Consider the following 26,059-nt stretch of genomic DNA (forward strand, 5'->3'; position numbering starts at 1 on the left):
AACCACAGGAGCAACGCTGATGCCTATTTTCAAGCGGATCGTGCGTGTCTCCATATCGCTCACGGTGTCACTCTCGGCGACGGGCGTACAGGCCGATAACTCCTTGGGCCAACGGGATAACCTCAGCACCGGTATCAATGAACGACAGAAAGCCGAACTGGCGGTGACGCCGGGATTTGTCAGCGGCTCGTCCCTCAATGGGCTGCTGCGCAATTACTACCTGGGCCGCGATAACCACAACACGCCGTCGCGCCTGGATCAGCGTGAATGGGTGCAAGGTGTGTACCTGTCGTTTCGCTCGGGTTACACCGACACGCCGATTGGTGTGGGGGTCGATGTGCATGGGTTCTATGGTCTCAAGCTCGATGGCGGTGGAGGCAGTGGCGGGGCGGGTTTGCTGCCGCTGGATTCGAAAAAGGCTCCGGAGTCTGACTTCTCGGCAGCGGGCGCGGCACTCAAGCTGCGCGGCTTTGGCAGCTTGGTGCAGGCAGGTGACCAGTATCTGGATAACCCACTGGTGGCCAGCGGTGTGAGCCGGGTGTTCCCACAGACCTTTCGTGGCGTCACGCTGAAGAACTACAGCTTGCAAAACCTGACCCTCGACACCGGCTGGGTCGATTCCACACGCCTGCGCAACCAGAGCGGCCAGAGCCACCTGACCACCAGTTACGGCACTGGCAACAAGGCCGGTGTGGCGGCCGAGCGCGAGAGTTCGCACATGAGCTGGCTGGGCGGCGTTTACAGTGCGCCGGGCGGGGTTACGCTGACCCTGTATGGCGGCCAGCTCAGCGATATCTGGAGCCAGTATTACGCTGGGGTCAGCTACCCCTTCACGTTGAACCATGGGATCACGCTGACGCCGTATGTGCATTACTTCAAGACCCGTAACCAGGGCCAAAGCCACTTGGGGCGCATCGACAACAATACTTACACCGGCGGCCTGACCCTGTCCGGCGCAGGCCAGAGCCTGACCCTCGGTGTGCAGAAGGTCGACGGCGACACACCGTTCGACTACGTCGTGCAGGACGACCGCACGTTCATGTACCTGAACAATTCCCAGCAATACGCCGACTTCAATGCCCCGGGTGAAAAGTCCTGGAAGATCCAATACCAGACCAGCCTGGCCTTCATCAACGCGCCGGACTTTCAGCTCAGCACCTCCTACACCCGGGATGAAGCGGACCTGACGCGAGTCGACCCCAACAGCACCGGCTACGGCTACATCTAAAACGCTGCGGGTAAGGACGCGCACCACTGGGAACGCGACGTCGCCCTGCGTTATGCGGTGCCGGGCGGCAAGGCCAAGGGCTTGAACGTCACATTGCGCTGGGCCGCGCATCGATCCGGCCAAGGCTATACCGCGCCGGGCAATACCCGTGGCAACTCGAATGCCGATGAGTACCGGGTGATCGTGGATTACCCATTCAACGTTTTTTAATCGGCAGTCAATGAAGGTGCTGTATGCGTCAAACACAATGGATTCGGGTTCTGGGCATCAGCTCTGCATTGGCCTGCGCCACCAGCGAGGTGAACAGTGGCAGAATGCCATCAGTGTCCAGCCGGGCCAAGCGATCCACAGTAACCTCGCAGTGTCCTATGCCGTTGCCGAACGCTGGCGGGTCGGTGTGGCGGGGTATCAACTCAAGCAGATCAGCGATGACCGTATCGATGGCCATCGGCAACAGGATTCCAGGGAGCAAGTAGTGGGCATAGGCCCCGGCGTGATGTATCAGCAAGGCAAGCAAACGTTCTTTGCGAACCTGCTGCGTAGCTCAGCAGGAGCAAGCGCCCCCGCCATAGGGGATCGCAGCATTTTAGACGCAATTTGTTACTAACCAGTCCCCCGGAAATACATCGCTGTAGTGGCAAACAGGGACAAAACCCCGGTTTGCCACTCAATTTTCATAAAAATGTAACAACCCTGCTGCACAGTTCGGGAGCCCGTCACCACAACGAGTTCCTTTTAATGAAAAGCTTGATGAAGTCTGCAGCACTGGCCGTTACGGTTTCTCTGTGTGCCTCCTCCATGACCTTCGCCGCCGAAAACGTGCGCCTCACCGGCTCCGGCGCCAGCTTCCCTGCACCGATCTACCTCACCTGGTTCAAGGACTTCAGCAAGAAGACCGCTGGCGTCACGGTGGATTATCAATCCAAGGGCAGCGGCGCAGGTGTGCAGGACTTCCTGAATAAAACCGTCGATTTCGCCGCCAGTGATTCGGCCATGAAGGATGAAGACATCGCCAAGGTGGCCGAAGGCGTGCAATTGCTGCCGATGACCGCGGGTGAAATCGTGCTGGCGTATAACCTTCCGGGCAACCCCAAGGGCCTCAAGCTGCCACGCGACGTTTATTCCAATATCTTCCTGGGCAAGATCACCAAGTGGAACGACCCACAGATCGTCGCCGCCAACCCGGACCTGAAACTGACCGATACACCGATCACCGTGGTAGTGCGTGCAGACTCCAGCGGCACCACGGCGGTATTCACCAAGCACTTGGCAACCATCAATCCTGAATTCAAAACGGCGCTGGGGGAGGGCAACACCGTCAACTGGCCGGCCAGCGACAAATTCATCAAGTCGCCCAAGAACGATGGCGTGACCGCCACCGTGCGCCAGACGCCAGGCGCGATTGGCTACATTGAGTACGGCTTCGCCAAGCTGGCCAAGGTCGACTTCGCCCAGTTGCAGAACAAGGCCGGCCAGTACGTGGTGCCGAACGCCGAGAGCGGTGCCGAGGCCCTGGCAGCAGTGAAGATGCCGGAAAGCCTGGTGGCCTGGCTGCCGGACCCGGACGGCGCCAAGTCCTACCCGATCACGTCCTACACCTGGATGATCTTCCGCAAGGACAACGGTAATCCGGCCAAGGCCAAGGCCATGCGCGAAATGGTCGAATACAGCTTGACCGAGGGGCAGAAAATCGCCGACTCGATGGGCTACATCCCGCTGCCGCAATCGGTGGTCGATCAGGTGCGTAAAGCTTCCGCCAACATCCAGTAACACCCGTGAGGTCGCTCTTGGCCTGGGCTGTCAGCCAGGCCGGGAGCGTTTCCCCCTTTGTTCCGGAATTCGCCCATGATCAAACCTTTCGTCGTTCCGGTTAACCCGGATTCTGCCTGCCAACCCCCCTCTGCAAAAGACTTCCTGGTCGATCGCACCTTCCGTGGGCTCGCGCGAATCGGGGTGGTACTGATTCTGGCGTTGGTCGCAGCCTTGGTATTCGAGGTGGGACGCAAGGCCCTTCCCGGCATGGAGAAGCACGGTTTCGACGTGCTTTTTGGCAGTGTCTGGGATGTCAACCAAGGCAAGTACGGGATCCTGCCGGCGATTTGGGGCACGCTCTATAGCGCCCTGATTGCGCTGCTGATTGCAGGGGTTTTCGGCGTCAGCATGGCGATTTTCCTGACTCAGGATTTCCTGCCGGCGAAGCTGGCGGCGGTGTTTCGCACCATCGTTGAATTGCTCGCGGCCATCCCCAGCGTGGTGTATGGCCTGTGGGGCATCTACGTAGTGATCCCGGCGATCCGGCCACTGACCACCTGGTTGAACAGTGAACTGGGCTGGATCCCGTTTTTCGGCACCTCCTTGAGCGGGCCAGGGTTGCTGCCTGCGGCGCTGGTATTGGCGATCATGATTCTGCCGACGATTGCCGCCGTGTCCCAGGACGCCCTGACCAGCGTGCCGATGAAAACCAAGCAGGCTGCCTACGGTATGGGGACTACCCATTGGGAGGCGATTCTCAAGGTGATGGTGCCTTCTGCAGCCACCGGTATTTTCGGTTCGCTGGTGCTCGGCCTCGGCCGCGCGCTGGGTGAAACCATGGCGCTGGCAATGCTGGTGGGCAACGCCAACAACATCTCACTGTCGCTGTTTGCGCCGGCCAATACTTTGGCGGCCTTGTTGGCGCTGAACTTTCCCGAAGCCGGGCCGAATGAGATCGAGGTGTTGATGTACGCCGCGCTCGTGCTGATGTTTATCACGCTGCTGGTGAACGTCATCGGTTCCATGATCATGCTCTACGCCCAGCGCGGTACTAAACAATGACTGACCTCACGTCCCCGATCACCGCGGTGCCCAGCCTGCAGCGCAAGTTCGAAGGCCGCGCCCTGCGCAGCCTGGTGTTGACCACATTGGTCTGGCTCGGCGCGCTGCTGGCCAGTGTGCCGCTGATTTCCGTGCTCTACATGCTGATCACCCGTGGTGGCGCGCGTCTGAGCCTGGAAGTGTTTACCGAACTGCCGCCCACCGGCTTCGAAACCGGCGGCGGTTTCGGCAACGCCATGGCAGGCACTTTCGTGATGGTCGGCATTGCTGCTGCCATCGCGGTACCGGTCGGCATCATGGCGGCGATCTTCCTGGCCGAACTGGGGCCGGACAGCAAATTGGCGAACACTGCGCGCTTTGCCGCCAAGATGCTCACGGGCCTGCCGTCGATCCTGGCCGGGGTGTTCGCCTACGCCCTGGTGGTCATGACCACCGGTACTTACTCGGCGCCGGCGGGCGGTGTAGCCCTGGCGGTACTGATGCTGCCGATCGTGGTGCTCACCGCCGAAGAGTCGATGCGCATGGTGCCCAAGATCATGAAGGACGCCGCCTACGGCATGGGCTGCACCCGCTCGCAGGTGATCTGGAAGATCATTTTGCCGACCGGCCTGCCGGCGATCCTCACCGGGGTGATGCTCGCGGTGGCCCGGGCTGCCGGCGAAACCGCGCCGCTGCTGTTTACCGCGCTGTTCAGCAACTACTGGATCTACCACGACGGCGACCTCGCGGTCATGAACCCCACGGCCTCGCTGGCGGTGCTGATCTACAACTTCTCCGGCATGCCGTTCGACAACCAGCTTGAGCTCGCCTGGGCGGCCTCGTTGGTGTTGGTGATGATTGTGCTGGTTGTCAATATTGTCAGCCGTATCTTCGGCAAGCCCAAGTATTAAGAACGGGAGCATCTGAATTTTGAACGTCTCAACTGCGCAAATAGCCGCTCCGTTTGTCACCCAGTCGCCTGTGGTCATGGACTGCAAGCTGGACAGGATTTTCTACGGCAACTTCATGGCGGTGCGTGACAGCCATGTGCCGATTGAAAAAAACAAGATCACCGGCTTTATCGGCCCCTCGGGCTGCGGCAAAAGTACTGTGCTGCGCAGCCTCAACCGCATGAACGATTTGGTGAAGGGCTTTCGCTTCGAGGGCCACGTGCATTTCCTCGGCCAGGACGTGTATGGCAAGGGCGTCGACCCGGTGGTGGTACGCCGCTACATCGGCATGGTGTTCCAGCAGCCCAACCCGTTTTCCATGAGCATCTTCGACAACGTCGCGTTCGGCCTGCGCCTGAACCGCTACAAAGGTGACTTGGGCGACCGCGTCAAGCACGCCCTGCAAGGCGCGGCGCTGTGGGATGAGGTCAAGGACAAGCTCAAGGTCAGTGGCTTGTCGCTCTCTGGTGGTCAGCAGCAGCGGTTGTGTATCGCCCGCGCCATCGCCACCGAGCCGGAAGTGCTGTTGCTCGATGAGCCCTGTTCGGCCCTCGACCCCATCGCGACCCGCCGGGTGGAGGAGCTGATGGTGGAATTGAAGAAGGACTACACCATCGCACTGGTGACCCACAACATGCAGCAGGCCATCCGCGTAGCAGACACCACGGCGTTTTTCTCGGTGGATATTTCCCAAGGCACGCGCACTGGCTACCTGGTGGAAATGGGCCCGACCGCGCAGATTTTCGGCAGCCCGCGTGAGCAGATGACCGAGGATTACATCAGCGGCAAGTTCAGCTGAGCCATCCATGTTCGATAACAGCCGCACCTGCGCCAACGTCTTCTCGGGAATGCCAATGCCTGTAACGCGTCGTCTAGATTTGCCAGCGATTGAGCGCGCCCTGCGTAAGGTGCAGAGCCGCTTTGCCCAGCTCAGCACGCAGTTTACCGAGCCGCGGGACCCGCTGACGGACGAGGTGTTGGAGAATGTGCTTGCAGGTTATGCGCTGGTTGACGACTACGTGGCCCAGGGCGTGGACCTGTTTGATCTGCACCACCTTGACCTGATGCTGGAGATCAACGCCACGGTGCTCTGTGGTCGAGATCCGGCACGCCGCCTGGAATACGCGCAACACCTGGCCGCAACCGAGGAGCACTTCTTCAACAACGTTGAGGGTGGCATCAAGGACTTGTTCAATTGGTACTGCGCCTACCGCAGTGAATCGGTGTGGAAGCGTGCAGCAGGTGTGTATGTACGCATCCTCAGCAAGCCGCAATTGTTCATCGAAGGCAATAACCGCAGTGGCTCGCTGATCGTCAGCTACCTGCTGATGCGTGCAGGGTTGCCGCCGTTCGTGCTGACACTCGAAAACGCCGAAGGCTACTTCAACCCCTCCTCGGTGATCCGCAACTCGGCCAAACATGGGGTGAAGGCGTTATATGAATTGCCCAAGATCAAGAAGAAGTACGCCGCGTTCCTGGAGGAACAAGCGCCTGATCCGGGTGTGTTTTTCTTGAGCGACACACCGCAGCCAATCTATCAGGGAGGCCAATGATGAGCAGGTATCAAACCTTTGCGGGCAAATGCCGAACGTCCGCCAACCTACTCGTTCAAGCCCTGTCCACGCGAATGCTCACACGGCCACGCGTACGGATCTCGTTTGATATCGACGACACCCTGGCCTGCCAACTTGATCACTCGCCCGTGGAAAGCAGCTGGTTGCCGGCCTGCGTCCGTCGCTGGTGGGGCGAGCCGCTGCGTGTCGGCACCCGCTCCCTGACCCGGGAGCTACGGCGCCAGGGCTGCAGCATCTGGGTTTACACCTCCTCAGGCCGGGCGCCTTCGTATATCAGGCGTTGGCTGATGCTGTACGGCATACGCGTCGATGGGGTGGTGAACAGCGTCGTGCATAACCAGGCCCTCAACGCACGTGGGCTGTTGAACACGCCGTCGAAGCTTCCGTCGGCCTTCGATATCGATTTACACGTGGATGATTCCGAGGGCGTGCGCATTGAAGGTCATGAGCATGGCTTTCGTGTGGTCGTGGTTGACCCGCAGGATGAACAGTGGGCGCAGAGAGTGCTTGAGGCTGTCGCAGGCGTGCAGGCGCAATTGGCAAGGCAGCGAGTTCCTCGATACCTGGAGCCAGCGAGACAAGGCGCTGAAGTTTTTTCTTCCTGAGATCAATGGGATGTCGTGCAAGAACGCCTTGAATGCCCGTGACTGATGAGGAACCCGCAGACGAAAAAGTCTTACCTTTCAGCACGCTTCGTCGCGTGTTAGAGATTGAGAAAAATTACTCGCTTATTTGACGCCATCAAAATGACATCCTATGATCGCCCTCCATTGGTGGCTTAACGCCACATAGAGGGATCTAGAGAATGTGGCGTTTACTGCGTCGGACCAGATGTAATCTGCTGTCCGCTTTTTTTTGCCTGGGCATTATCGGAGGGGTGCAAGCCGCCACGCCGCAGAACGCCCCAGGCATCACCGACCTGATCCGTGATCGCCAGGACCGCCTGCTCGAGGATCAGCAACGGCGGATCGAAGAGCTCAAGGATCTGCCCGGAAAGCCCGCGGCGTCCGCCGCACCGGTCGCCCCTGTCGACACCCGCTGCTTCCCGATCAAAACCATCGAACTGGGCGGTGCCGATGCGCTGTCCGAAGAGGAGCGCGCGGGCCTTATCAAGCCTTACATCGGCCAATGCCTGGGCGTACCGCAGCTCAACGAAGTGCTCAAGGTCATCACCGACCGCTATTTGGCCAAAGGCCTGGTCACCAGTCGTGCTTACCTGCTGCAGCAGGACCTTTCCAGCGGCAATCTCAAGATTCAGGTCGTCGAAGGCAGGCTGGAAAGCCTGAAGGGCGCCGAAGGCAGTGGCATCACCGACCGCCAATTGGGCATGAGTTTTCCCGGCAAGCAGGGCGAGCTGCTCAACCTGCGTGAGATCGAGCAGATGGTTGATCAGTTGAACCGCCTGCCGTCGAACCAGGCGCAGATGGAACTGGCGCCGGGCAAGGCCGTGGGTGGCAGCGATGTGCTGGTGAAAAATACTCCGCAAAAGCCTTGGCGTGTCGGGCTGTCACGGCATAACGGCGGCCAGCGCAGCACCGGTGAGCAGCAGTGGGGCGCCAGTCTGGACTGGGATAACCCGCTCGGCCTGGCCGACCAGCTTGCGTTGCGTGGCGGCCACGATGCCGTCAGCGATCATCAACGTACCTCACGCAATTCGATGCTCAGCTACAACGTACCATTTGGCTGGTGGAACCTCTCGTACAGCTACATCGAAAGCGAGTACCGCTCCCAGGCCCAGGCCAACAACTTCAAGTTCAAGCAGACCGGCGACAGCCAGAATCACCAGTTGCGCCTGGAGCGGGTTATCCATCGTGATGCCTTGAGCAAGACTTCCCTGAACACGGGCATCGCCTATCTGCGTACCAACAATTTCATCGAAGACAGCAAGCTCGCCTTGAGCAGCAACCGCCTCAGTGAAGCGCAATTGGGTATCAACCATGGTCGACGTATCGGCGGTTCATTCCTCAACATTGACCTTGGCATGCAAAACGGCATCGGCGCGTTCGATGCCCAGGCCAACCACGACCCGAAACCCGGCCAGCCCGATGCGCGCTACCGCAAATACACCGCCACAGTGAGCTACCTGTATCCATTCAAACTGTGGGGCGAGTCCCTCAGCTTCAGCAGTTTGATGACCGGCCAGCGCAGTGAAGACGTGCTGTTCAGCCCACAGCGCATGAGCCTGGGCGGTCAGTCGTCGATTCGTGGCTACAAAGATCAAATGCTTGCCGGCGACAGCGGCGGTTACTGGCGCAATGACCTGCGCTGGAGCCGCCCGGTGACATGGGCCTGGATGCAGTCGGTGTTCAGCGAATACGGCACCAGCCTCGGCTACGACCAGGGCGTGATCAGCCGTAACCGCTACAACGGCGAGCAGCACGGGCGCATGAGCAGCAACTCAGTGGAGTTGTTTGCGCGCGGCAAGAACGTCGCGGCCAGTGTGACCTTTGCACACTCTTTGGAACGGCCGGACGCGATCACAGACCGTGAAGCACCGATCTATTTCCGTCTGGATTTTTCCCTTTAAATTTTTGACCGCCTTCGGGCATCGAGACATGACATGGATGTTCGCCAGTTCGCCTTCCTCGCGCGCCAGCCTTCTGCTGCCGTAAAAAGCCGTTCCCATTTCCTGGGGCTGCCTAAACGTGGGTTGGCGTTGATCCTGGCCAACGCCATGTTCTGGCATCCGTTGCTGGCTCAAGCGGACGGCATCGTAGTGAGTGCACCGGGCACTACGCTCGGGCAAGCGGGCAATGGCGTGCCCATCGTTAACATCGCTACGCCAAATGCGAACGGGCTCTCACACAACCAGTTTCACGACTACAACGTCGGCACCAATGGGGTCATCCTCAACAACGCCACCGACCGCACCCAGTCCACGCAACTGGGTGGCATCATCGTCGGCAACCCCAATCTTAACGGCGCCGCTGCCAATATCATCCTCAACGAAGTCAACGGCGGCAGCCCCAGCCAATTGCGTGGCTATACCGAAGTGGCCGGGCAATCGGCGCATGTGATCGTCGCCAACCCCTATGGCATCAGCTGTAACGGTTGCGGCTTTATCAACACCCCGCAAGCGACACTCACTACCGGCAAGGCCGTGATCGAAAACGGCCAGATCAATCGTTACCAGGTTGATCAGGGCAGTGTGGCTATCGAAGGCGCTGGCCTGAATGCCAGCAACGTCGACCAGTTCGAAATCATCACCCGTGCCACCACCATCAATGCGCAGATTCAGGCGAAAAAACTCACCATCGTCGCCGGTCGTAACGACGTCGACGCTCGCACCCTGAATGCCACGGCGCGGGCAGCGGATGGCAGCCAGGCGCCCGAACTGGCGATTGACTCGTCGGCGTTGGGCGGCATGTATGTGGGCGCGGTCAAGCTGATGGGGACTGAGGCCGGTGTCGGCGTGAAGTTGTCGGGGGACATGGTCGCTGGCGGCGATATTCAGATCGATGCCGGTGGCCATGTGGTCATGGGCCAGACAACCGCGGGCGGTGCTGTCAACGTGAAGGCCCAGAGCGTCGAAACTCAGGGGCTGGTCGCCGCAGGCGGTTCCCTGAACATGAAAACTCAGGGCGATCTGACCAACCAAAAAAGCCTGGTTGCTCGTGATCGCGTGCAGCTACAAAGCGGTGGTGCGTTGACCAACAACGGCATCATCGAAGCGGGTGTCAATGTTGACCAGACACGCAATGTACAGGGTGATGTTCAGGTCTCAGCCGGGCAGTTGAACAACAATGGCAAGACACTCGTTGCCAGCCGCGACCTTTCAGTCAATGTCGCTGGAGCTCTGAATAATCAGGGCGGCACCCTGAGTGCACAAAACCAGCTCAAGGTCAGTGCCGCAACACTGGATAACCAGCAGCAAGGTCGTGTGCTGAGTGCCGCAAGTATTGAGCTGAATACCGCACGGCTGCTCAATTCCAACGCAGGCTTGGTGGTCGGCGACCGAGGCCTGAGCGGGCGCGTCGGGCAGTTGGTCAATCGTAAGGGTGAGCTCTCAAGCCTGGCTGAAGTCACCTTGCAGGTGGAGAGTCTGGACAACGTCGCTGGCCTGATATCTGCCGGCCAGGCGCTACGCTTGACCGCAAGTAGCATGGCCAATAATCAAGGTGGTCGCCTGGTTGCCGGGCAGCATCTGCAGATTAACGCCGGGCAACTGGACAACAGCCAGTCAGGCGTCCTGACCAGTCAGGGCGACCTGGGGCTGAATGTTGCCGGTACGTTGGAGAATCAACAGCATGGCCGAATCGAATCGAGTACCGCCTTACAGGTCAATGCCGGGAACTTCAACAACCACCAACAGGGCGTCCTCGCCAGTGGTGGCGCCCTTGAACTGACGGCCGGCTCGCTCAATAACAGCCAAGGTGGATCAATCTCCAGCGCCAAGGCTCTCAATGCCCGTGTCACCAGCCTCGACCAGCATGAGCAAGGGCGCATTTCCAGCAATAGCGACCTAACCCTGGACCTGGGCAACGGCCACCTCGACAACCGCGATGCAGGCTTGATCAATGCCAGTGGCCAACTGACGTTGAAAAATCTCAATAGCGTCGACAACCGCAGTGGCGAGATTTCCAGTGTCCATGGTTTTAGCGTCGCGGCAAACAGCCTGGACAACCGCGCAGGCAAGCTGCTCAGTGACCAGGCCTTGGGCTTGCGTATCGCCCAGACGCTGAACAATGGTGCCGGTCAGATTGCAGCCAGCGGGCTGGATATTGACGTTGCCAGTTTGATCAACGACCAACGCGGTCGAGTTCACAGCCGTGATCGGCTTAACGCCAGGGTAGGTGGTTTGCTCGCCAATCAAAGCGGGAGTTTCAGTGCCGACGCGGGCGCAGAGTTAAACGTGGGAAGCCTGGACAACAGCAATGGCGGCCAACTCTTCAGCCAACGCGATTTGAGCCTGAACCTCAATCGGGGTCACCTGAACAACCAGGGTGGCTTGATCAATTCCCCAGGCCAGTTGTTGCTGAGCCAACTTAACAGCGTCGATAACCAGGGCGGCGAAATCTCCAGCGCCCAAGCCTTCGATCTGATCGCGGATCAACTCAATAACAGCGCCGGCAAGTTGCTCAGTGAGCAAGCCTTGAGTGTGCGCATTGCCCGCGCCCTGGACAACACCAAAGGTGCGTTGACCGCAAAGGCCCTGGATGTAAGGGCTTTAACGCTGATTAACCAGTCCGGTCGACTCGCTGCGGTGGACGGCCTCAACCTGCAAGTCGATGGCGAACTCGATAACCGCAGTGCAAAGGTTCTGGGCAAAAATCTTGTGCTTGGCGTTGGGACGCTCAATAACGACCAGGGCCTGGTACAGGGTGATTCGACGTTGCTGCTCCAGGCGGGCGGCGCGGTCAGCAACCAGGCAGGCACGTTGGCCGCTGGGCACAGCGTGACGCTCAACAGCGCGAGTCTGGATAACCGCAAAGGTAACTTGACCAGCGACGGTGCGCTGACGGCAGGTATTGCGGGCAGCCTGCTCAACCAAGCGGGGCTTTTGAGTGCCGGCACTGACCTGCAGTTGAATGCCACCGACCTGAACAACTCGCTCAAGGGGCGGATTGCCGCTCAGCAGGTACAGCTCACGGGGCAAGGGTTGGATAACAGTGCAGGCGGTAGTCTGTATGCCAAAGGTCAATTGGGTGTGGCCCTCGGCGGCCAGTTGAACAACGCCCAAGGCACACTGCGCAGCGATGGTCGTTTGACCATCAATGCCTCCGGTTTAACCAATGATGACGCTACACTCTCCAGTGCCAGCGACCTTAAGATTACGGCCGGCAAGCTGAGCAACCAGGGCGGGCGCCTTAGCAGCGCGACCCAGTTGGGTATGGCGGTTACCGCACTGGACAACAGCCGCAAGGGGCAGGTCTCCAGCCAGGCCGATGTAAGCCTGGACCTGCAAGGTGGCCATCTCAACAATAGTTCTGGTCTGATCAATGCCCCAGGGCAATTGCTGCTCAAGCAACTGGGCAGCGTTGATAACCAGGGCGGTGAAATTTCCAGTGCGCGCGCCTTTGAGTTGGCGGCGACGGCCTTGAATACGACGGACGGCAAGATACTCAGCCAGCAAGCCCTGACCTTGCGTATTGCCCAAGCGCTGGACAACACCCGTGGCTTGATTTCCGCCGCTGCCTTGCAGGTAAACAGCGCCAGCCTGGGCAACCTGGGCGGCAAGCTGAGTGCCGTTTCCGACCTGAACCTCGGCGTAGACGGTGTGCTGGACAACCGCAACGGTGAATTGCTGGGTCAGCACTCGACAGTCGAAGTGGCTTCGCTGAACAACAGTCAGGGGCGCATCCAGGGCGATAACCGCTTGACCTTGACCAGCCACGGTGCGGTCAACAATGACAAAGGTACGCTAGCCGCCGGTCAGATGCTGATGGTCAATGCCGCCAGCCTGGACAACCAGTCCAAGGGCCGCCTGACCAGCAAGGGTGACGCGCACCTGGTGGTGGGGAGTGTGGATAACCGCGGCGGCAGCATCACCTCGGTCGGGCAGTTGCAGGTCAAGGGTGACCAGCTGGATAACCGTCAGGCCGGGTTGCTCAACTCGGGCAAGGCCATGAACCTGTCCATCGGCAAACTGGACAACCGAGGGGGCGAAGTTTCCAGCGTTACCGAACTGACGATGACCGGCCGCGAACTGGACAACAGCAATGCCGGTCGCGTACTGGCCAATAGCACGCTCCAGTTGACGCTCGACAGGCTGAACAACCAGCTCAAGGGCCTGATTTCTGCGCAACAGGAAGTCAATATCAAAGCAACCAGCCTGGACAACAGCGCCCAAGGCAACCTCTACGCCAAACGCAATCTGGACGTGACCCTGGCCGGTGAGGCTGACAACAGCCAAGGCGTAATGCGCAGCGACGCCGCCTTGCAACTGCGCGCTGGCAGCGTGGGCAACAACGGCGGGCGCATCAGCAGCGGCGGGGCACTCTTGTTGACCGCAGCCAATGCGATCAGTAACCAGAACGGTGATGTGCTCAGCGCGGATACAACGACGGTGAAAGCTGGCAGTGTCGACAACAGCGCAGGGCGTATTGTTGCTGATGGTGCATTGCAACTGACTACCGGCGTATTGCTCAACCAGCACCAGGGCCGTGTCACCAGCGCTGATCGCCTCAACCTGACAGCGACCGATGTAGACAACCGTTTCGAGGGCCGCATCGCCAGTGACCAGGCGCTCAACGCCAATATCACCAGCCTGGACCAGCGCGGTGCTGGCGAACTTTACAGCAACAGCGAACTGACCCTGGACATGAACCATGGGCACTTGAACAACGCCGATGGCTTTATCAACGCGCCGGGGCAGTTGTTGCTCAAAAACCTGAAAGGCGTCGACAACCGTAACGGCGAAATATCCAGCACGAAGGCCTTTACCGTGAGTGCCGACAGCCTGGATAACAGCGCCGGCAATTTACTCAGCGACCAAGGCTTGACCCTCAAAATCGAACAGGCCCTGCTCAACGTCAAAGGGCTGATTTCGGCCGCCGGCGTTGGGCTCGACGCCGTGCGCCTGGATAACCGCGAAGGTAAGGTCAGCAGCTCCCTCGGCACGCGTCTGGCGGTCAAAGAAGATCTGCTTAACGACCAGGGCGAAATCGTCAGCACAGGCCACACGCAGTTGAATGCGGCAAGCTTGAGCAATACCGCAGGGCAAGTGCTCGGTGATGTCAGCCTGGACGTGAAGGTCAAGGGTGCTTTGAATAATCAGGCTGGCACACTCGGCGCCGGTAGCGCGTTGGACGTACACGCGGCAAGCCTGGATAACCGCCAGGCCGGGAAACTGGCCAGTGACGGCCGGCTCAGCGCAACGATTGACGGGCTACTGGACAACCAGGCAAAAGGGCAGGTGTTGGCCAAGGGCGCGATGGAACTGCGTGCCGGTCGTCTGGATAACCGCGAAGGGCGGCTAACCGGGCAGGACCTGTTGACGTTGCACAGTGCGAATGTCGACAACCGCAGCGGTTTGATCCTTTCCAAGAAGGACCTTCAACTCAATGTGGCTGAAGTGGACAATCAGCAAGGCTCACTCAGCAGCAAGGCGGCCTTGGGCTTCGCCGGGCAACAGTTGCGCAACCAGAAGGGCCTGGTGAGTGCAGTCGGGCCCCTGCGACTGACTGCCGACAATGTGCAAAACGCGGCTGGCCGCATCGCCAGTCAGAGTGATCTGCAGGCAACCATCGGCGTACTGGCCCAACAGGGCGGTGAGCTGGTTGCCCAGAACGAGCTGAGCCTGAGCGGGACCTCCCTGGACAATCGCGATGGCGGTCTGGTAGGGGCCACAAAAGCGCTGAAACTGACGGTCGGCACCGTTGATAACCGCGCGGGCGAGATCTCCAGCCAGAGCAGTGTCGACTTCAAGGGACAGCGCCTGGATAACAGCGCAGGCAAACTGATGGCTGGTACGGCGCTGGAGTTGGCCGTGGCCCACGTGATCAACCAGGCCCAAGGGCTGGTATTTGCCCGAGACAACCGCTTTAACGGCGCGCGCCTGGACAACGGCCAAGGCCGCTTTGCCGGCCAGCAGTCACTCAATATTTCCCTGGCTGCCATTCCGGGGAGTGAATTGGACGGGCGACTGGATAACCAGCAGGGCCAGGTCAGCAGCGAGGGCACGTTGCAACTGACCAGCGCGACCCTCAACAACAACGCCGGTGCACTCTCTTCGGCGGGTGCGCTCACACTTGCTGCCAGCGGTGCTATCACCAACCAGGGCGGCATCATGGAGACCGATGCCGCCCTGACGCTCACCAGCGCGAGCCTGGACAACGGCCCCAAAGGCCTGCTCAACAGCCGGGGTGCGCTGACCCTGACCACCGGCACGCTGAACAACAATGGTCGTATCACCAGCGCCGATCGCCTGGGTCTTTCAGCAACCCAGGTGGACAACAGCGGACGTATCGCCAGCAGCAAAAACCTGACCGCCGCGATCACCGGCCTGAATCAACAGGGCGGTGAGCTATTCAGTAATACCCAGCTCGATCTTGACCTGAACCACGGCCAACTGAGCAACGTGGGCGGGCTTATCAATAGCCCGCTGCTGATGTTGAAAAACCTGGCCGATGTGAACAACCAGCGTGGCGAAATTTCCAGCCAGCACGCCTTCGTCCTGGCGGCTCGTAACCTGGATAACGGCGGCGGCAAGCTGATCAGCAACCAGGCTCTGACACTGCAGGTGCAAAACGTTTTGGGCAACGTCAAAGGTGCGATCAGCGCAGCCGCGCTCAACGCCAACAGTGCCCGCTTGGACAACACTGATGGTCTGCTCAACAGTCGTGGCGTCATGGACGTCTCGGCCACCCAAGCGCTTGATAACCAGCGCGGAACGCTGATTGCCGACGGCGCCATGCGGCTGTCTTCCGCTCGGCTCGACAACCGTGACGGTGATGTATCGGGCAAGGCATTGGTGACGGTTGATATCGATCAGATCGATAACCGTGGCGGTCAACTCATCAGCACTACGGCAGTGGATGTGCGTGGTGCGTCCCTGGACAACCGCAAAGGCCTGGTTGGCGCCGATAAAACCCTGAAACTGCGGGTCGATAGTATCGACAATCGTGGCGGCGAACTGTCGACCAACGCCGACTTGACCGTCACCGGGCAAACCCTGGATAACAGCGATGCCGGTCGTGTGCTGGCCGGGCAATCGTTGAATCTCACACTTGCCAAGCTGCTTAATCGCAACCAGGGCCAGCTCAACACGCAGCGTCTGATGCTCAGTGCTCAGGACCTGGACAACAGTACCGGCAAACTGCTCGCTCAACAGCTTCTGCAACTTGAGCTCAAAGGTGAGTTGAATAACGGCCAGGGTGTGCTCAACAGTGAAGGGCGCCTGAGCGTCGATGCGGCGAGCGTAGTCAACCGCCAGGGGCGGATTTCCAGCGCCGACGCGTTGGTGCTGGGTTCGCAGGGGGCTCTGGACAACGAGGGCGGTGAGCTCGTGACTGACAGCACGCTGCAACTGCGCAGCGCTAGCCTGGAGAACCAGAAGGGCGTGCTCAGTGGCAAAGGGGCGGTCAGTGTAACCACCGGCGCGCTGGATAACACTGGGGGCCGTCTCACCAGTGGCGACACCCTGGAGCTGAAGGCGGGGCTAGTGAACAACAGCGCTGGCAACATCGGCAGCGCCCAGGCCCTGACGGCCAGCGTCAGTGGGCTTGATCAACAAGGTGGCAAGCTGTTCAGCAACGCGGGCCTGACCCTGGACCTGAACAATGGCCAGCTCAACAACCAGCAGGGACTCATCAACGCGACCGGACCGCTGGTGCTCAGCCACCTCAATGGTGTGAACAACCAGGCCGGTGAAATATCCAGCGGCCAGGCCTTCAATATCGTGGCGCGCAACCTGGATAACAGCAGTGGTCGCCTGCTCAGCAACCAGGGCCTGACCCTGCGTATCGACCAGGTACTCACCAACGTCAAGGGTTTGGTTGCAGGTTCGAGCCTGAGTGCTCAAGCGGCCGCCGTCGATAACCGCGGCGGTACGCTGACCAGTCGCGGCGGGCTTGAGTTGACCAGCACCGGGCTACTGAGCAACGGGCAACAAGGGTTGATCAACGCCGCACAAGCACTGACAGTCAATGCGGGCAACCTCAATAACCAGGGCGGTAGTCTGCTTGGCACCAGCGCCCTGACGATCAATGCTTCGGCCTTGGACAACAGCGCCAAAGGCCTGATCAACAGCCAGGGCCGCCTGCAGTTGAATGCACTGGCCCTGGATGCCAGCGATGGCGGTGAGGTGTCCGCCAAGGGTGATATGGACCTTACGCTGACCTCCCTGGCACTGCGTGACGGCCGGCTGATTGGTGAGCAGCGCTTGACTGCTGACCTGTCCGACGGTGATCTGGATAACCGTAAAGGCCTTGTCTTCGCTAAAGGCCCGCTGACCTTGAAGCGCTTGCGCGACCTGCAAAACCAAGGCGGTGAAGTCTCCAGCCAAAGTGTCCTGAGCCTGGTGGCCCGTAACCTGGATAACAGTGCGGGTACGCTCATCAGCCAGCAGATACTCACTGTGCAGGCAGATGACACCGTCAATCGAGGCGGCTTGATATCAGGCTGGCAGGGTCTGAAGGTGACCGGCACGCGCCTGGACAACCGTGACAAAGGCACACTGTCGAGTCGCAACGGCGATCTTGATGTGCGCCTCAGTGGCAGCTTGCTCAACAGTGGCGAGGGTGCGTTGGCTAGCCAAGGGCGGTTGAGTGTCAGCACCGCCGGCCTGGATAACAGCAACAAAGGTGTTATCTCCAGCGGCGCGCAGCAGACCTTGAGCGTGATTGGCGCGTTGAACAACACCCAAAGTGGGTTGATCGACAGCGGTTCGACGCTGGATCTGAGCGCGGCCAACCTCGACAACAGTGCCGGCACTATCACGGCCCTGCGCAACCTGAACTTCCTGGGTGGCGACTTGCTCAATACCGGTGGGTCGCTGATGGGTAACGACCATCTGGTGCTGAACCTGCAAGGTCACCTTGGCAACGTCAACGGCAAGATTGCGGGTACCAGCTCGCTGCTGCTCAAGCAAGCTATTGAAGTGGATAACCGTGGTGGGCAACTCGCTAGCCAGGGAGCGCTGTCATTGGCCATGGGTGGTCTGAACAACAGCGAAGGCGGCACCGTTGCGTCCAAAGGTCGGCTAGCCATTGATGCCAGCGCTATTGTGCAAAACAACGCCGACGGCCTGATTTACAGTCAAGAAGGCGACCTGCAAATCAAAGCCTTTGGCCTGACCAACGCGCAGGGCAAATTGCAGGGGCAAAACGGTTTGCGTGTCGAGGTCAATAGCGACCTCGACAACCAGGGCGGCAATATCATCAGCCAGACCGGTGACGTGCACCTCAAGGCCGGCAACCTAGACAACCGCAGCGGTGTGCTCGCGAGTCTCAAGGGCGCCATCGAGGCCGGTGTGGTCGGTGTGCTTCGCAACGGTCCTGACCTGAGCGGCAACCCCAAGGGCGGCTTGATTCAGGGCCAGAGCCTTCTGCTGACGGCTGGCCAGCTCGATAATCAGGGTGGTCACGTTGGCGCGCAGACGGGGAGTGCGCTGCTGACCACCGCAACCCTCAATAACCAGCAGGGCGCTTTGTACGCCAAAGCCCTCATGCGCATCAATGGCGGTAGCCTTGATAACAGCACCGGCCAGATAGCCGGTGACCAGATAGCGCTAGGCCTCAATGGCCAACTGACCAACCACAACGGCCTGATCGAAAGCACCAACAGCCTGACCGTGGCCGCCAACGCCATCGATAACCAGGGCGGCAAGTTACGCGCGCTGGGTCGTACGGGCAAGACGGAGTTCCAGATCGGCGGCGTGTTCGACAACCGTAACGGCGCCGTGGAAACCGCCAACCAGGACCTGACCCTGGCGGCTGCCAGCTTCCAGAACAACGGCGGCCAATTGCTGCATGTGGGTGAGGGCACGTTCGACATCTCGTTGCCCAACGTGACCGGTGCCGGGGGCACCATAGTCACTCGTGGCGGCCTGACCTTGAACGCGGACACCTGGACCAACACCAGCGTCATTCAGGCCGGGCGTTTGAACGTCAACGTCAATAACTTCACCCAGACTGAGACCGGACAACTGCTGGCTTCGACGCACCTGGAAGGCAAGGGCGGTAGTTGGGTCAATAATGGCTTGATTGCCAGTGATGGCAGTTTAAAGCTCGACCTCACGGGCGTTTATAGCGGTAACGGGCGAATCACCAGCCAGAGCGGTCTCAACCTGCATGCGGCTCAGTTGGACCTCAGTAAGAGCGCCAAGATTACCGGCGGTGGCGATACCCTGGTCAACATTGATGGTCAATTGAACAACTATGGACGGTTGACCTCTGCGACCAGCCTTGAACTCTCGACAGGTACGCTGAACAACTACGGGACATTGGGTGGCGCACAAAATGTGACGGTAACCAGTGCAGCCTTGTTGAACGATCATGGCTTGTTGTTCAGCGGCAGCGACATGGCTTTGCACAGCAACACAATCACCAACCAGTACGGCGACATCTACAGCCTTGGGCGACTGGACGTGACCGGTCGAGATGGCGTGAGCAAAGCAGCCAGTTTCGAAAACCTGTCAGGCAGCATTGAATCCAGTCGTGACATGTCTCTTAAGGTTGCCAGCCTGACTAACCGCCGGGATGAGTTCACCACAAAAGACACCGCCGGTAGCGGCGGGTCACTCACCAATATTTGTTGGGACTGCCGAGGCGATCACTTTGTTGTCGACTTTGTCGGCACGGAAAACTATCAAACTGAGTTACTCAAGACATCGGCTACTTCGACTATCCAGTCGGGCGGGCGCATGGATATCGCCGCTAATACGCTGCTCAATGAATACAGTGTTATCGCTTCTGGCGCCGACATGAACATCGCTGCGGATACGCTGACCAACAAAGGCGCTGCGTCCAGCTCCGGAACGCGTACCCGTACCTGGCGGCTGGAAGCGACTAACGGTACTTATTGGCGCTTCAAACGTGGTGTCATGGACCCCTACAACGCCCAGCCAGGACCTAAAAGCTTGCCGGTCGGTGCGTTGTCAGCGTTCAGGCTGATTGACGACACCCTGGTGTCGACCGCTGGCGCTTCACTGGCCCCAGCGATCATTCAGGCTGCAGGTGCCGTGAACATCACCGCCAGCAAGACCTTGATCAACAGCATTGAGACGTCCAACACAGCGTTGGCCGGGCGCGCGCCGCGCAATGAGGACACGGGTGTCGCCAGCGGTCCAGCAACCGTGGTGGTGCAGCTCGCTCCGCAATTGCCACCGGACCTGGCCCAGCGACAAGTCAACCCGCTGACATTACGCGGCTTCACCTTGCCCACCGGCACCCACGGTCTGTTCCGCCTCAGTAGCCAGGCGGTTGATGACACTCAAGCCACCCAAGCCGCCAGTGGCCCGCAGAGTTGGACCATGGGCGGTGCCACTCTAGGCCTCGCTCAGCGCCAGGACGCACAGCCAGCGCTTGAAACACGCACCTTCGACTTCAAGAATGTCGCCCACCAGGACGCGTCTACCCGTCAGTTGGATCCCACCGCACGTCAGGTCAGTGGCATCACCGCCACCAGCAGAACACTTAACGTTGCCGGGGCCGGTGATGTCGACAACGGCAGCGGTTGGACTCCCAGCCAGATCACCACAGGTGAAATCGCCCGGGGTGAGGACATTAACGCCCAGAATCCGTCTACAGGCCCAACTCCGCCAGTGGCGAACGTCACAGGTCCAAGCGATCAGCCTGGCTTGGCGCTGACTGAAAGGGATACACATATTCAGGTCGTCACGCCGGGCGAGCCGTCTCGACCGACGTTGGACATTCCTGGCGTGACGCCGGTTATGCCAGGCGTCCAGCCGGTAGTGAGCGCACCCGTTGCACAAGGTCCGGGCAGCAGCCCAACCCAGATCGCAGAGGTGACTGCCCAACCGGTCAATGCAGCGGCGCAAACCACTATAGTAGCGAGCCAGACCATCAACCGCGTGCAAGGCTTTATGCCCACCGCGCCGGTGTCCCAACCGCATAAATACCTGATCGAAACCAACCCGGTACTCACGGACCTCAAGCAGTTCATGAGTTCCGACTACCTGCTCGCAGGCTTGGGTTACAACCCGGACGAAAGCGCCAAACGCCTGGGCGACGGCCTCTATGAGCAACGGTTGATCCAGCAAGCCGTGCAAGCGCGCACAGGGCAACGTTTTATCGACGGTCAGAACACCGACGAGAAACTGTTCAAGTACCTGATGGACAATGCGATCCAGAGCAAACAGCAACTGAACCTGGCAGTGGGCGTGACCTTGACCTCACAACAGGTTGCGGCCCTGACCCATGACATCGTCTGGCTCGAACAGCACGAAGTGAACGGTGAGAAGGTGCTGGTGCCCGTGCTGTATATGGCCCAGGCCGACAATCGCCTGGCGCCCAACGGTGCCTTGATCGCCGGTAACGACCTGAACCTGATCGCCGGTGAAAACCTGGAGAACGCCGGTACCCTGCGCGCCACCAACAACCTGTCAGCCAAAGCGGGCAACGACCTGATCAACAGCGGCTTGATCGAAGCCGGTAACCGCCTGGACCTGCTGGCGGGTAACAACATCGTCAACAAGTCCGGCGGCATCATCGCCGGACGCGACGTAACGCTCACCGCGATCAAGGGTGATGTGATCAACGAACGTGCCGTGACCCGTACCGGTAACGGTACTGCTGAACGCCGCGACTATCTCGACAGTGCGTCACGCATCGAGGCTGCCAATGACCTGACGATGAATGCAGGTCGTGACATAGCCAATACCGGTGGCGTACTGCAAAGCGGGCGTGACACCACATTGGTCGCTGGCCGTGATGTGCACATCGATGCCGTTGAGCAACGCAATGGTTTGGATCTGGGCAACCGCCTGCGTACCGAAACCGTGACGCAAAACGGTGCCAGTGTGGAGACGGGTCGTGACCTCAAGGTGTCGGCAGGGCGTGACTTCAGCGCCATTGCCAGCCGCATCGATGCCAAGCGTGACTTGAGCATTACGACAACTGAGAACCTGAGCATTTCGTCGGCCGCCGACGAACAGCATTCATCGAGCAAGTCCAAGAAGGTCACTCAGTCCAAGGATCACATCAGCCAGGTTTCCAGCGTGCTGACGGCCGGCGGCGACGTGTCGCTCAATGCCGGTAAAGACCTGGAACTCACCGCCAGCCGGATTTCCGGTGGCGGCAACGTGGCACTTGATGCACAACGCGATGTGAGCATTCTGTCGGCACTGGATGAAGACGCTTCGTTCTACTCGAAAAAGAGCAAAGGCTCGTTCGGTCGCAGCAAAAGTCGGCAGCAGGAAAGCTACGACAGCACCAACGTAGCCTCCGTCGTAGAAGCCGGCAAAGACCTGACCGTCAACGCCAGCAAGCAAGCCGATGGCGGCATGAGCATCGACGGCGGGCGTGACGTCACCGTGATCGGCAGCCAGTTGAAAGCAGGCGGCGACATGCTGCTGGGGGCCACCGGTGACATCGCGGTGCTGTCGGGTGTCGAGGAGCATGGCTCCTACAGCAAGAAAACCAAGTCCGGGTTCCTGGGGCTGTCCAAAAGCGGCAAGAGCCAGTTGAAAACTACTGCCAGCCAAGTGGGCAGTGAGTTGGAGGCGGGCAATGACGTGGTGGTGGCTGCGGGTAATGACGTGCGGGTGCGGGCCAGTGAGATAAGTGCCGATAACGACACCGAACTGCGCTCCGGGCTGGTCAATAGCACGGGTGACATCAACCTGATTTCTGCGAACGACACGGCCTATAGCCGCAGTGAAGAGCACAAGAAGAAGTTTGGTTATACGGAAAGGCCGACATCGGTCGCCATTTCGTCCGCTAAGAAGGCCGGTCGTGAAGCCCAGAGCAGCACCAGCGTGGGCAGCCATGTAAGCGCCGAGCGCGATGCAACTTTGCAGGCTGAGCGCGACATCAACCTGGTTGGCAGCGGAATCACCGCAGGGCGCAATGTCAATCTGGATGCAGGCCGCGACGTCAATGTGGTCGCCGCGCAAGACACCAGCAGCGAACGTAGCTGGGAGAAGAAAAAGCAGACGGGTTCAAGCCTCTCCAGTAACGGTAATGGCATCAGCATTTTCGCCGGCACCGAAGGCAGTGGGGAGAAGAATCGTGTCGAACACGAGACCGCTTCCAGCAGCCGGATCAGCGCCGGACAAGATGTGGCGATCAACGCCAAGCGTGATATCAACCAGCGCGGCTCTGATGTGGGTGCTGCCAGTGATATTGAGCTGACGGCGGGCAGAAATATCAATATCGATGCTGCGCGTGAAAGTGTGCTCACCGAGCAGATACGCGAGAAAGAGAGCAACGGCCTGGGTGTTTCAATCAACCATAACTATGCCAATACCAAGGACGCTGTCAGCGGAGCAGGGAAAGGCGAGGACAATGTCAGCAAAGGCTCAAGCACACTCAAAGCAGTTGATTCGGTCAGTCAGTTTGTCAGTGGGCCGACGCTGGACGGGAAGTTCGGCAACAGCAAGCAAACCAACAGCCAGCAGGTTATCGAGCAGACCAACCGATCTTCAACCCTGAGCGCTGGTAACGATCTGCACCTTAACGCTGGCAACGATGTGCTGGTGAAGGGAAGCCACCTGGACGCCGGGCGTGACATCAATATCAAAGGGCGTGACGTCACGCTGGACGTAGCCAAGGGCAGCATCAGTGAAGAAACCACCCACACCCAGAGTTGGGGCGGTATTCATGGCGGCACCAGCGGCGGGATCAAGCTGGGCGCCGGCGGCAGCTTCGGCACGGCTACGGGCGAGAGCTCTCAAGGCTCGTCTACGGCTTCACAGCTGGAAGCCGGTCGCGATATCAACCTCAAGGCCAGCAATGACCTGAACTTGATTGGAACGCAGGCCAAAGCCCAGCGGGATATCGAGCTGAATGCCGGCAACGATTTGAACATTCGTTCGGCGCATAACGACAGCAACAGCGAAAACAACCGTCACAGCGGCGGCGGCGAAGCAGGCCTGACGTTTGGTTCCGAAGGCATTGGCGTCTACGTCAGTGTCAGCATGGGCAAGGGCAACCTGGAGCGAGAAGGCCAACGCCAACAAGAGGCATACCTCTATGCCGGCGACCGCCTGGGGTTCGCCAGTGGCAAAGACACCACCATCGGCGGAGCGAACCTCAGAGGCGATGAAGTGGTGGGGCGTGTGGGCGGCGACCTCAAGGTTTCGTCGGTCGCTGATACGGGCAAGGTCAAGGGCAAAGAGTTCGATATCAGCGTTACGGCCACCATCGGCCCGGGTGCGGGTGTCAGCGGTTCGGTCGGCTTTGGCAAGACCACAGGCAAAACCGACTGGGTCGAAGAGCAAACCCGCGTTACCGGCAAAAACGCAGTTGATATCAGGACAGAGAACCACACCCAAATCGACGGAGCCGTCATCGCCGCTGACAACGGCAACCTGAAACTGGACACCGGCACCCTCGGCTTCAGCGATATCGCCGGGCAAGACAAAGAGCATGGGTACTACCTGAACGTAGGTGGCACCTATAAAGCCGGGAGCAGTGAAAGCAAAGGCAACACCGTACAAGACAGCAGCCAGGCGGGCAAAGGCAAGGAAGGTCAAACCGGTTGGAGCGTTGAGGGTTGGAACTACGAGAAAGAGCGTGAGCAGATTGTCCGAGCCACGGTGGGGGCAGGTGAAATCGTCGTACGCAAGGATGCTGAGACAGACGCTGACTCTACGGCCGGGTTGAACCGGGATGTGAGCAAGGCCTATGAGATCACCAAGGATGATGAAAAGCGAACGGATCTGTATGCGAGTAGTTCGTCCATTGATGCTGTACTTAAACCTGGAGAAACGCTGAAACAATGGTCTGACGGGTTACTCAACTACGATAAAACGGCGCTGGACAACTTCAACAAGGCCGCCGGGGCATTGCATGCAGTAGTCAATCGAGTGGAAGCCATGCAGGGCCGTCCGATGGATGCTCGTGCAGAAGCCATGGCCGGCAAAGACTTGGCCGAAAGTACACTTGAAGCCCTAATTCTCTCTGGCATGAGCCCCAGATCGGCAATGGCAAAAATGGGGGAACCCGAATTTATCGACAGCGTCCTGAGAAGTGTGGCGTCGTTAAACGGGATCGAACCTAAGGTGCTTGCCGACGCGCAGAAGATGGTTGAGTCGAGCACCTATAAACCCGACCCTCAGGCACTGGTACTGGAAACGTCGGAAGTCAATCCGACAGGGATTGACGAGCTTCAGGGTGTGATTCGTCAACTCGGGGCAATACAGGCTTATAAAAACGAGCATCCTGAGAGTTTGGAAGCGATAGCCTATGTGTTGGCCGCGGCTCAAGGCCCGAAAGGTGTTGCCCAATTTATCGCGATGAAGGCTGTTGAGGGGACCGAGGCGGGGCAAGCGATCTCGGAAAACATAGACAAGGCCAATGCTTTCGTCGGACAGAAGGTCGCCGAAATCGTTGAAGGGACCGAACTGAATCCGACGTATGACAGCGACAAATATCTGATTGGCGGGGGAGAGCTGCTTTCCAGTATATTGTTTGGGGCGATGCCTGCTCGTAAAGGTGAGGGTGCAAAAAGGACGGACAAAGGAAAGGCGCCATACACCTCGACTGTCTCGACGGATGCTGAGGCTGGCATGCCGTATGCCCACCCGGTAAAGGGGGCTGGTGCAAAAGGGTTAGAAATTGCGCCTGGTAAATTTGATTACTTGTTTGGCCGTGTCGCTAGTAACTCCCATAATGCCGCTCGTTCAAATCAGCTTGCGCTCGAAATGAAGAGACTTGGTGTTCCAGACAATGCCGCTGGTCGTCAGATGCTTACTGATCACTTGACCCTTTCTGCCAAAACTGACGGCAATGTGATGAGCACGTTCTCCAATCAGTACGGAAAATTTGAGGTCAGAGAGTCCTTGTTTATGGGACCATCGGGCAAGGCTGCTAATTTTCAGAGCACATTCCAGATTCTTGATGACGGAACTCGTAAACTCAGCACAGTCATACCGCTTCACTGAGGAGCTC

The 26,059-nt window shown here is 59.2% G+C and carries 8 protein-coding genes and 2 pseudogenes; all 10 read left to right on the forward strand.

Features of this window, described 5'->3' with window-relative positions; all coding sequences use genetic code 11:
- Positions 1-19: 19 nt before the first annotated feature.
- The 10 genes and pseudogenes from IH404_RS13795 to IH404_RS13840 all read left to right on the forward strand — a co-directional run bounded on the left by IH404_RS13795 (position 20) and on the right by IH404_RS13840 (position 26,052).
- Positions 20-1,438 (forward strand): annotated as a pseudogene (locus IH404_RS13795) (OprD family outer membrane porin).
- A 115-nt stretch (positions 1,439-1,553) separates the two neighbouring features.
- A pseudogene (locus IH404_RS28020) lies at positions 1,554-1,763 on the forward strand (transporter); the annotation flags it as partial.
- 203 nt (positions 1,764-1,966) lie between these two features.
- The gene (gene pstS, locus IH404_RS13805; RefSeq protein WP_005788130.1) at positions 1,967-2,998 is read left to right on the forward strand and encodes a phosphate ABC transporter substrate-binding protein PstS; all 1,032 of its coding nucleotides are present in this window, start codon (positions 1,967-1,969) and stop codon (positions 2,996-2,998) included.
- Between the two features lie 75 nt (positions 2,999-3,073).
- A complete protein-coding gene (gene pstC / locus IH404_RS13810) occupies positions 3,074-4,042 on the forward strand; it encodes a phosphate ABC transporter permease subunit PstC (RefSeq protein ID WP_005788132.1) in 969 nt (322 codons plus the stop codon).
- A complete protein-coding gene (pstA, locus tag IH404_RS13815) occupies positions 4,039-4,932 on the forward strand; it encodes a phosphate ABC transporter permease PstA (protein WP_005788134.1) in 894 nt (297 codons plus the stop codon). The genes pstC and pstA overlap by 4 nt, the downstream gene beginning before the upstream one ends.
- 76 nt (positions 4,933-5,008) lie before the next feature.
- Positions 5,009-5,770 carry a phosphate ABC transporter ATP-binding protein PstB gene (gene pstB / locus IH404_RS13820; RefSeq protein ID WP_019817112.1) on the forward strand — a complete coding sequence of 254 codons (762 nt, stop codon included), beginning with the start codon at positions 5,009-5,011 and terminating at the stop codon, positions 5,768-5,770.
- A 55-nt stretch (positions 5,771-5,825) separates the two neighbouring features.
- Complete coding sequence (locus IH404_RS13825) at positions 5,826-6,524, forward strand: hypothetical protein (protein WP_032803881.1); 699 nt, start codon at positions 5,826-5,828, stop codon at positions 6,522-6,524.
- A gap of 74 nt (positions 6,525-6,598) precedes the next feature.
- A complete protein-coding gene (locus IH404_RS13830) occupies positions 6,599-7,150 on the forward strand; it encodes a hypothetical protein (protein WP_194440671.1) in 552 nt (183 codons plus the stop codon).
- 200 nt (positions 7,151-7,350) lie between these two features.
- Positions 7,351-9,072 carry a ShlB/FhaC/HecB family hemolysin secretion/activation protein gene (locus IH404_RS13835; RefSeq protein ID WP_194438014.1) on the forward strand — a complete coding sequence of 574 codons (1,722 nt, stop codon included), beginning with the start codon at positions 7,351-7,353 and terminating at the stop codon, positions 9,070-9,072.
- A 33-nt stretch (positions 9,073-9,105) separates the two neighbouring features.
- Positions 9,106-26,052, forward strand: a complete 16,947-nt coding sequence (locus IH404_RS13840; RefSeq protein WP_242462600.1) for a hemagglutinin repeat-containing protein — start codon at positions 9,106-9,108, stop codon at positions 26,050-26,052.
- Positions 26,053-26,059 lie beyond the last annotated feature (7 nt).

This window comes from Pseudomonas sp. OST1909 (genome assembly GCF_015277575.1).
Taxonomy (GTDB): Bacteria; Pseudomonadota; Gammaproteobacteria; order Pseudomonadales; family Pseudomonadaceae; genus Aquipseudomonas; species Aquipseudomonas synxantha_A.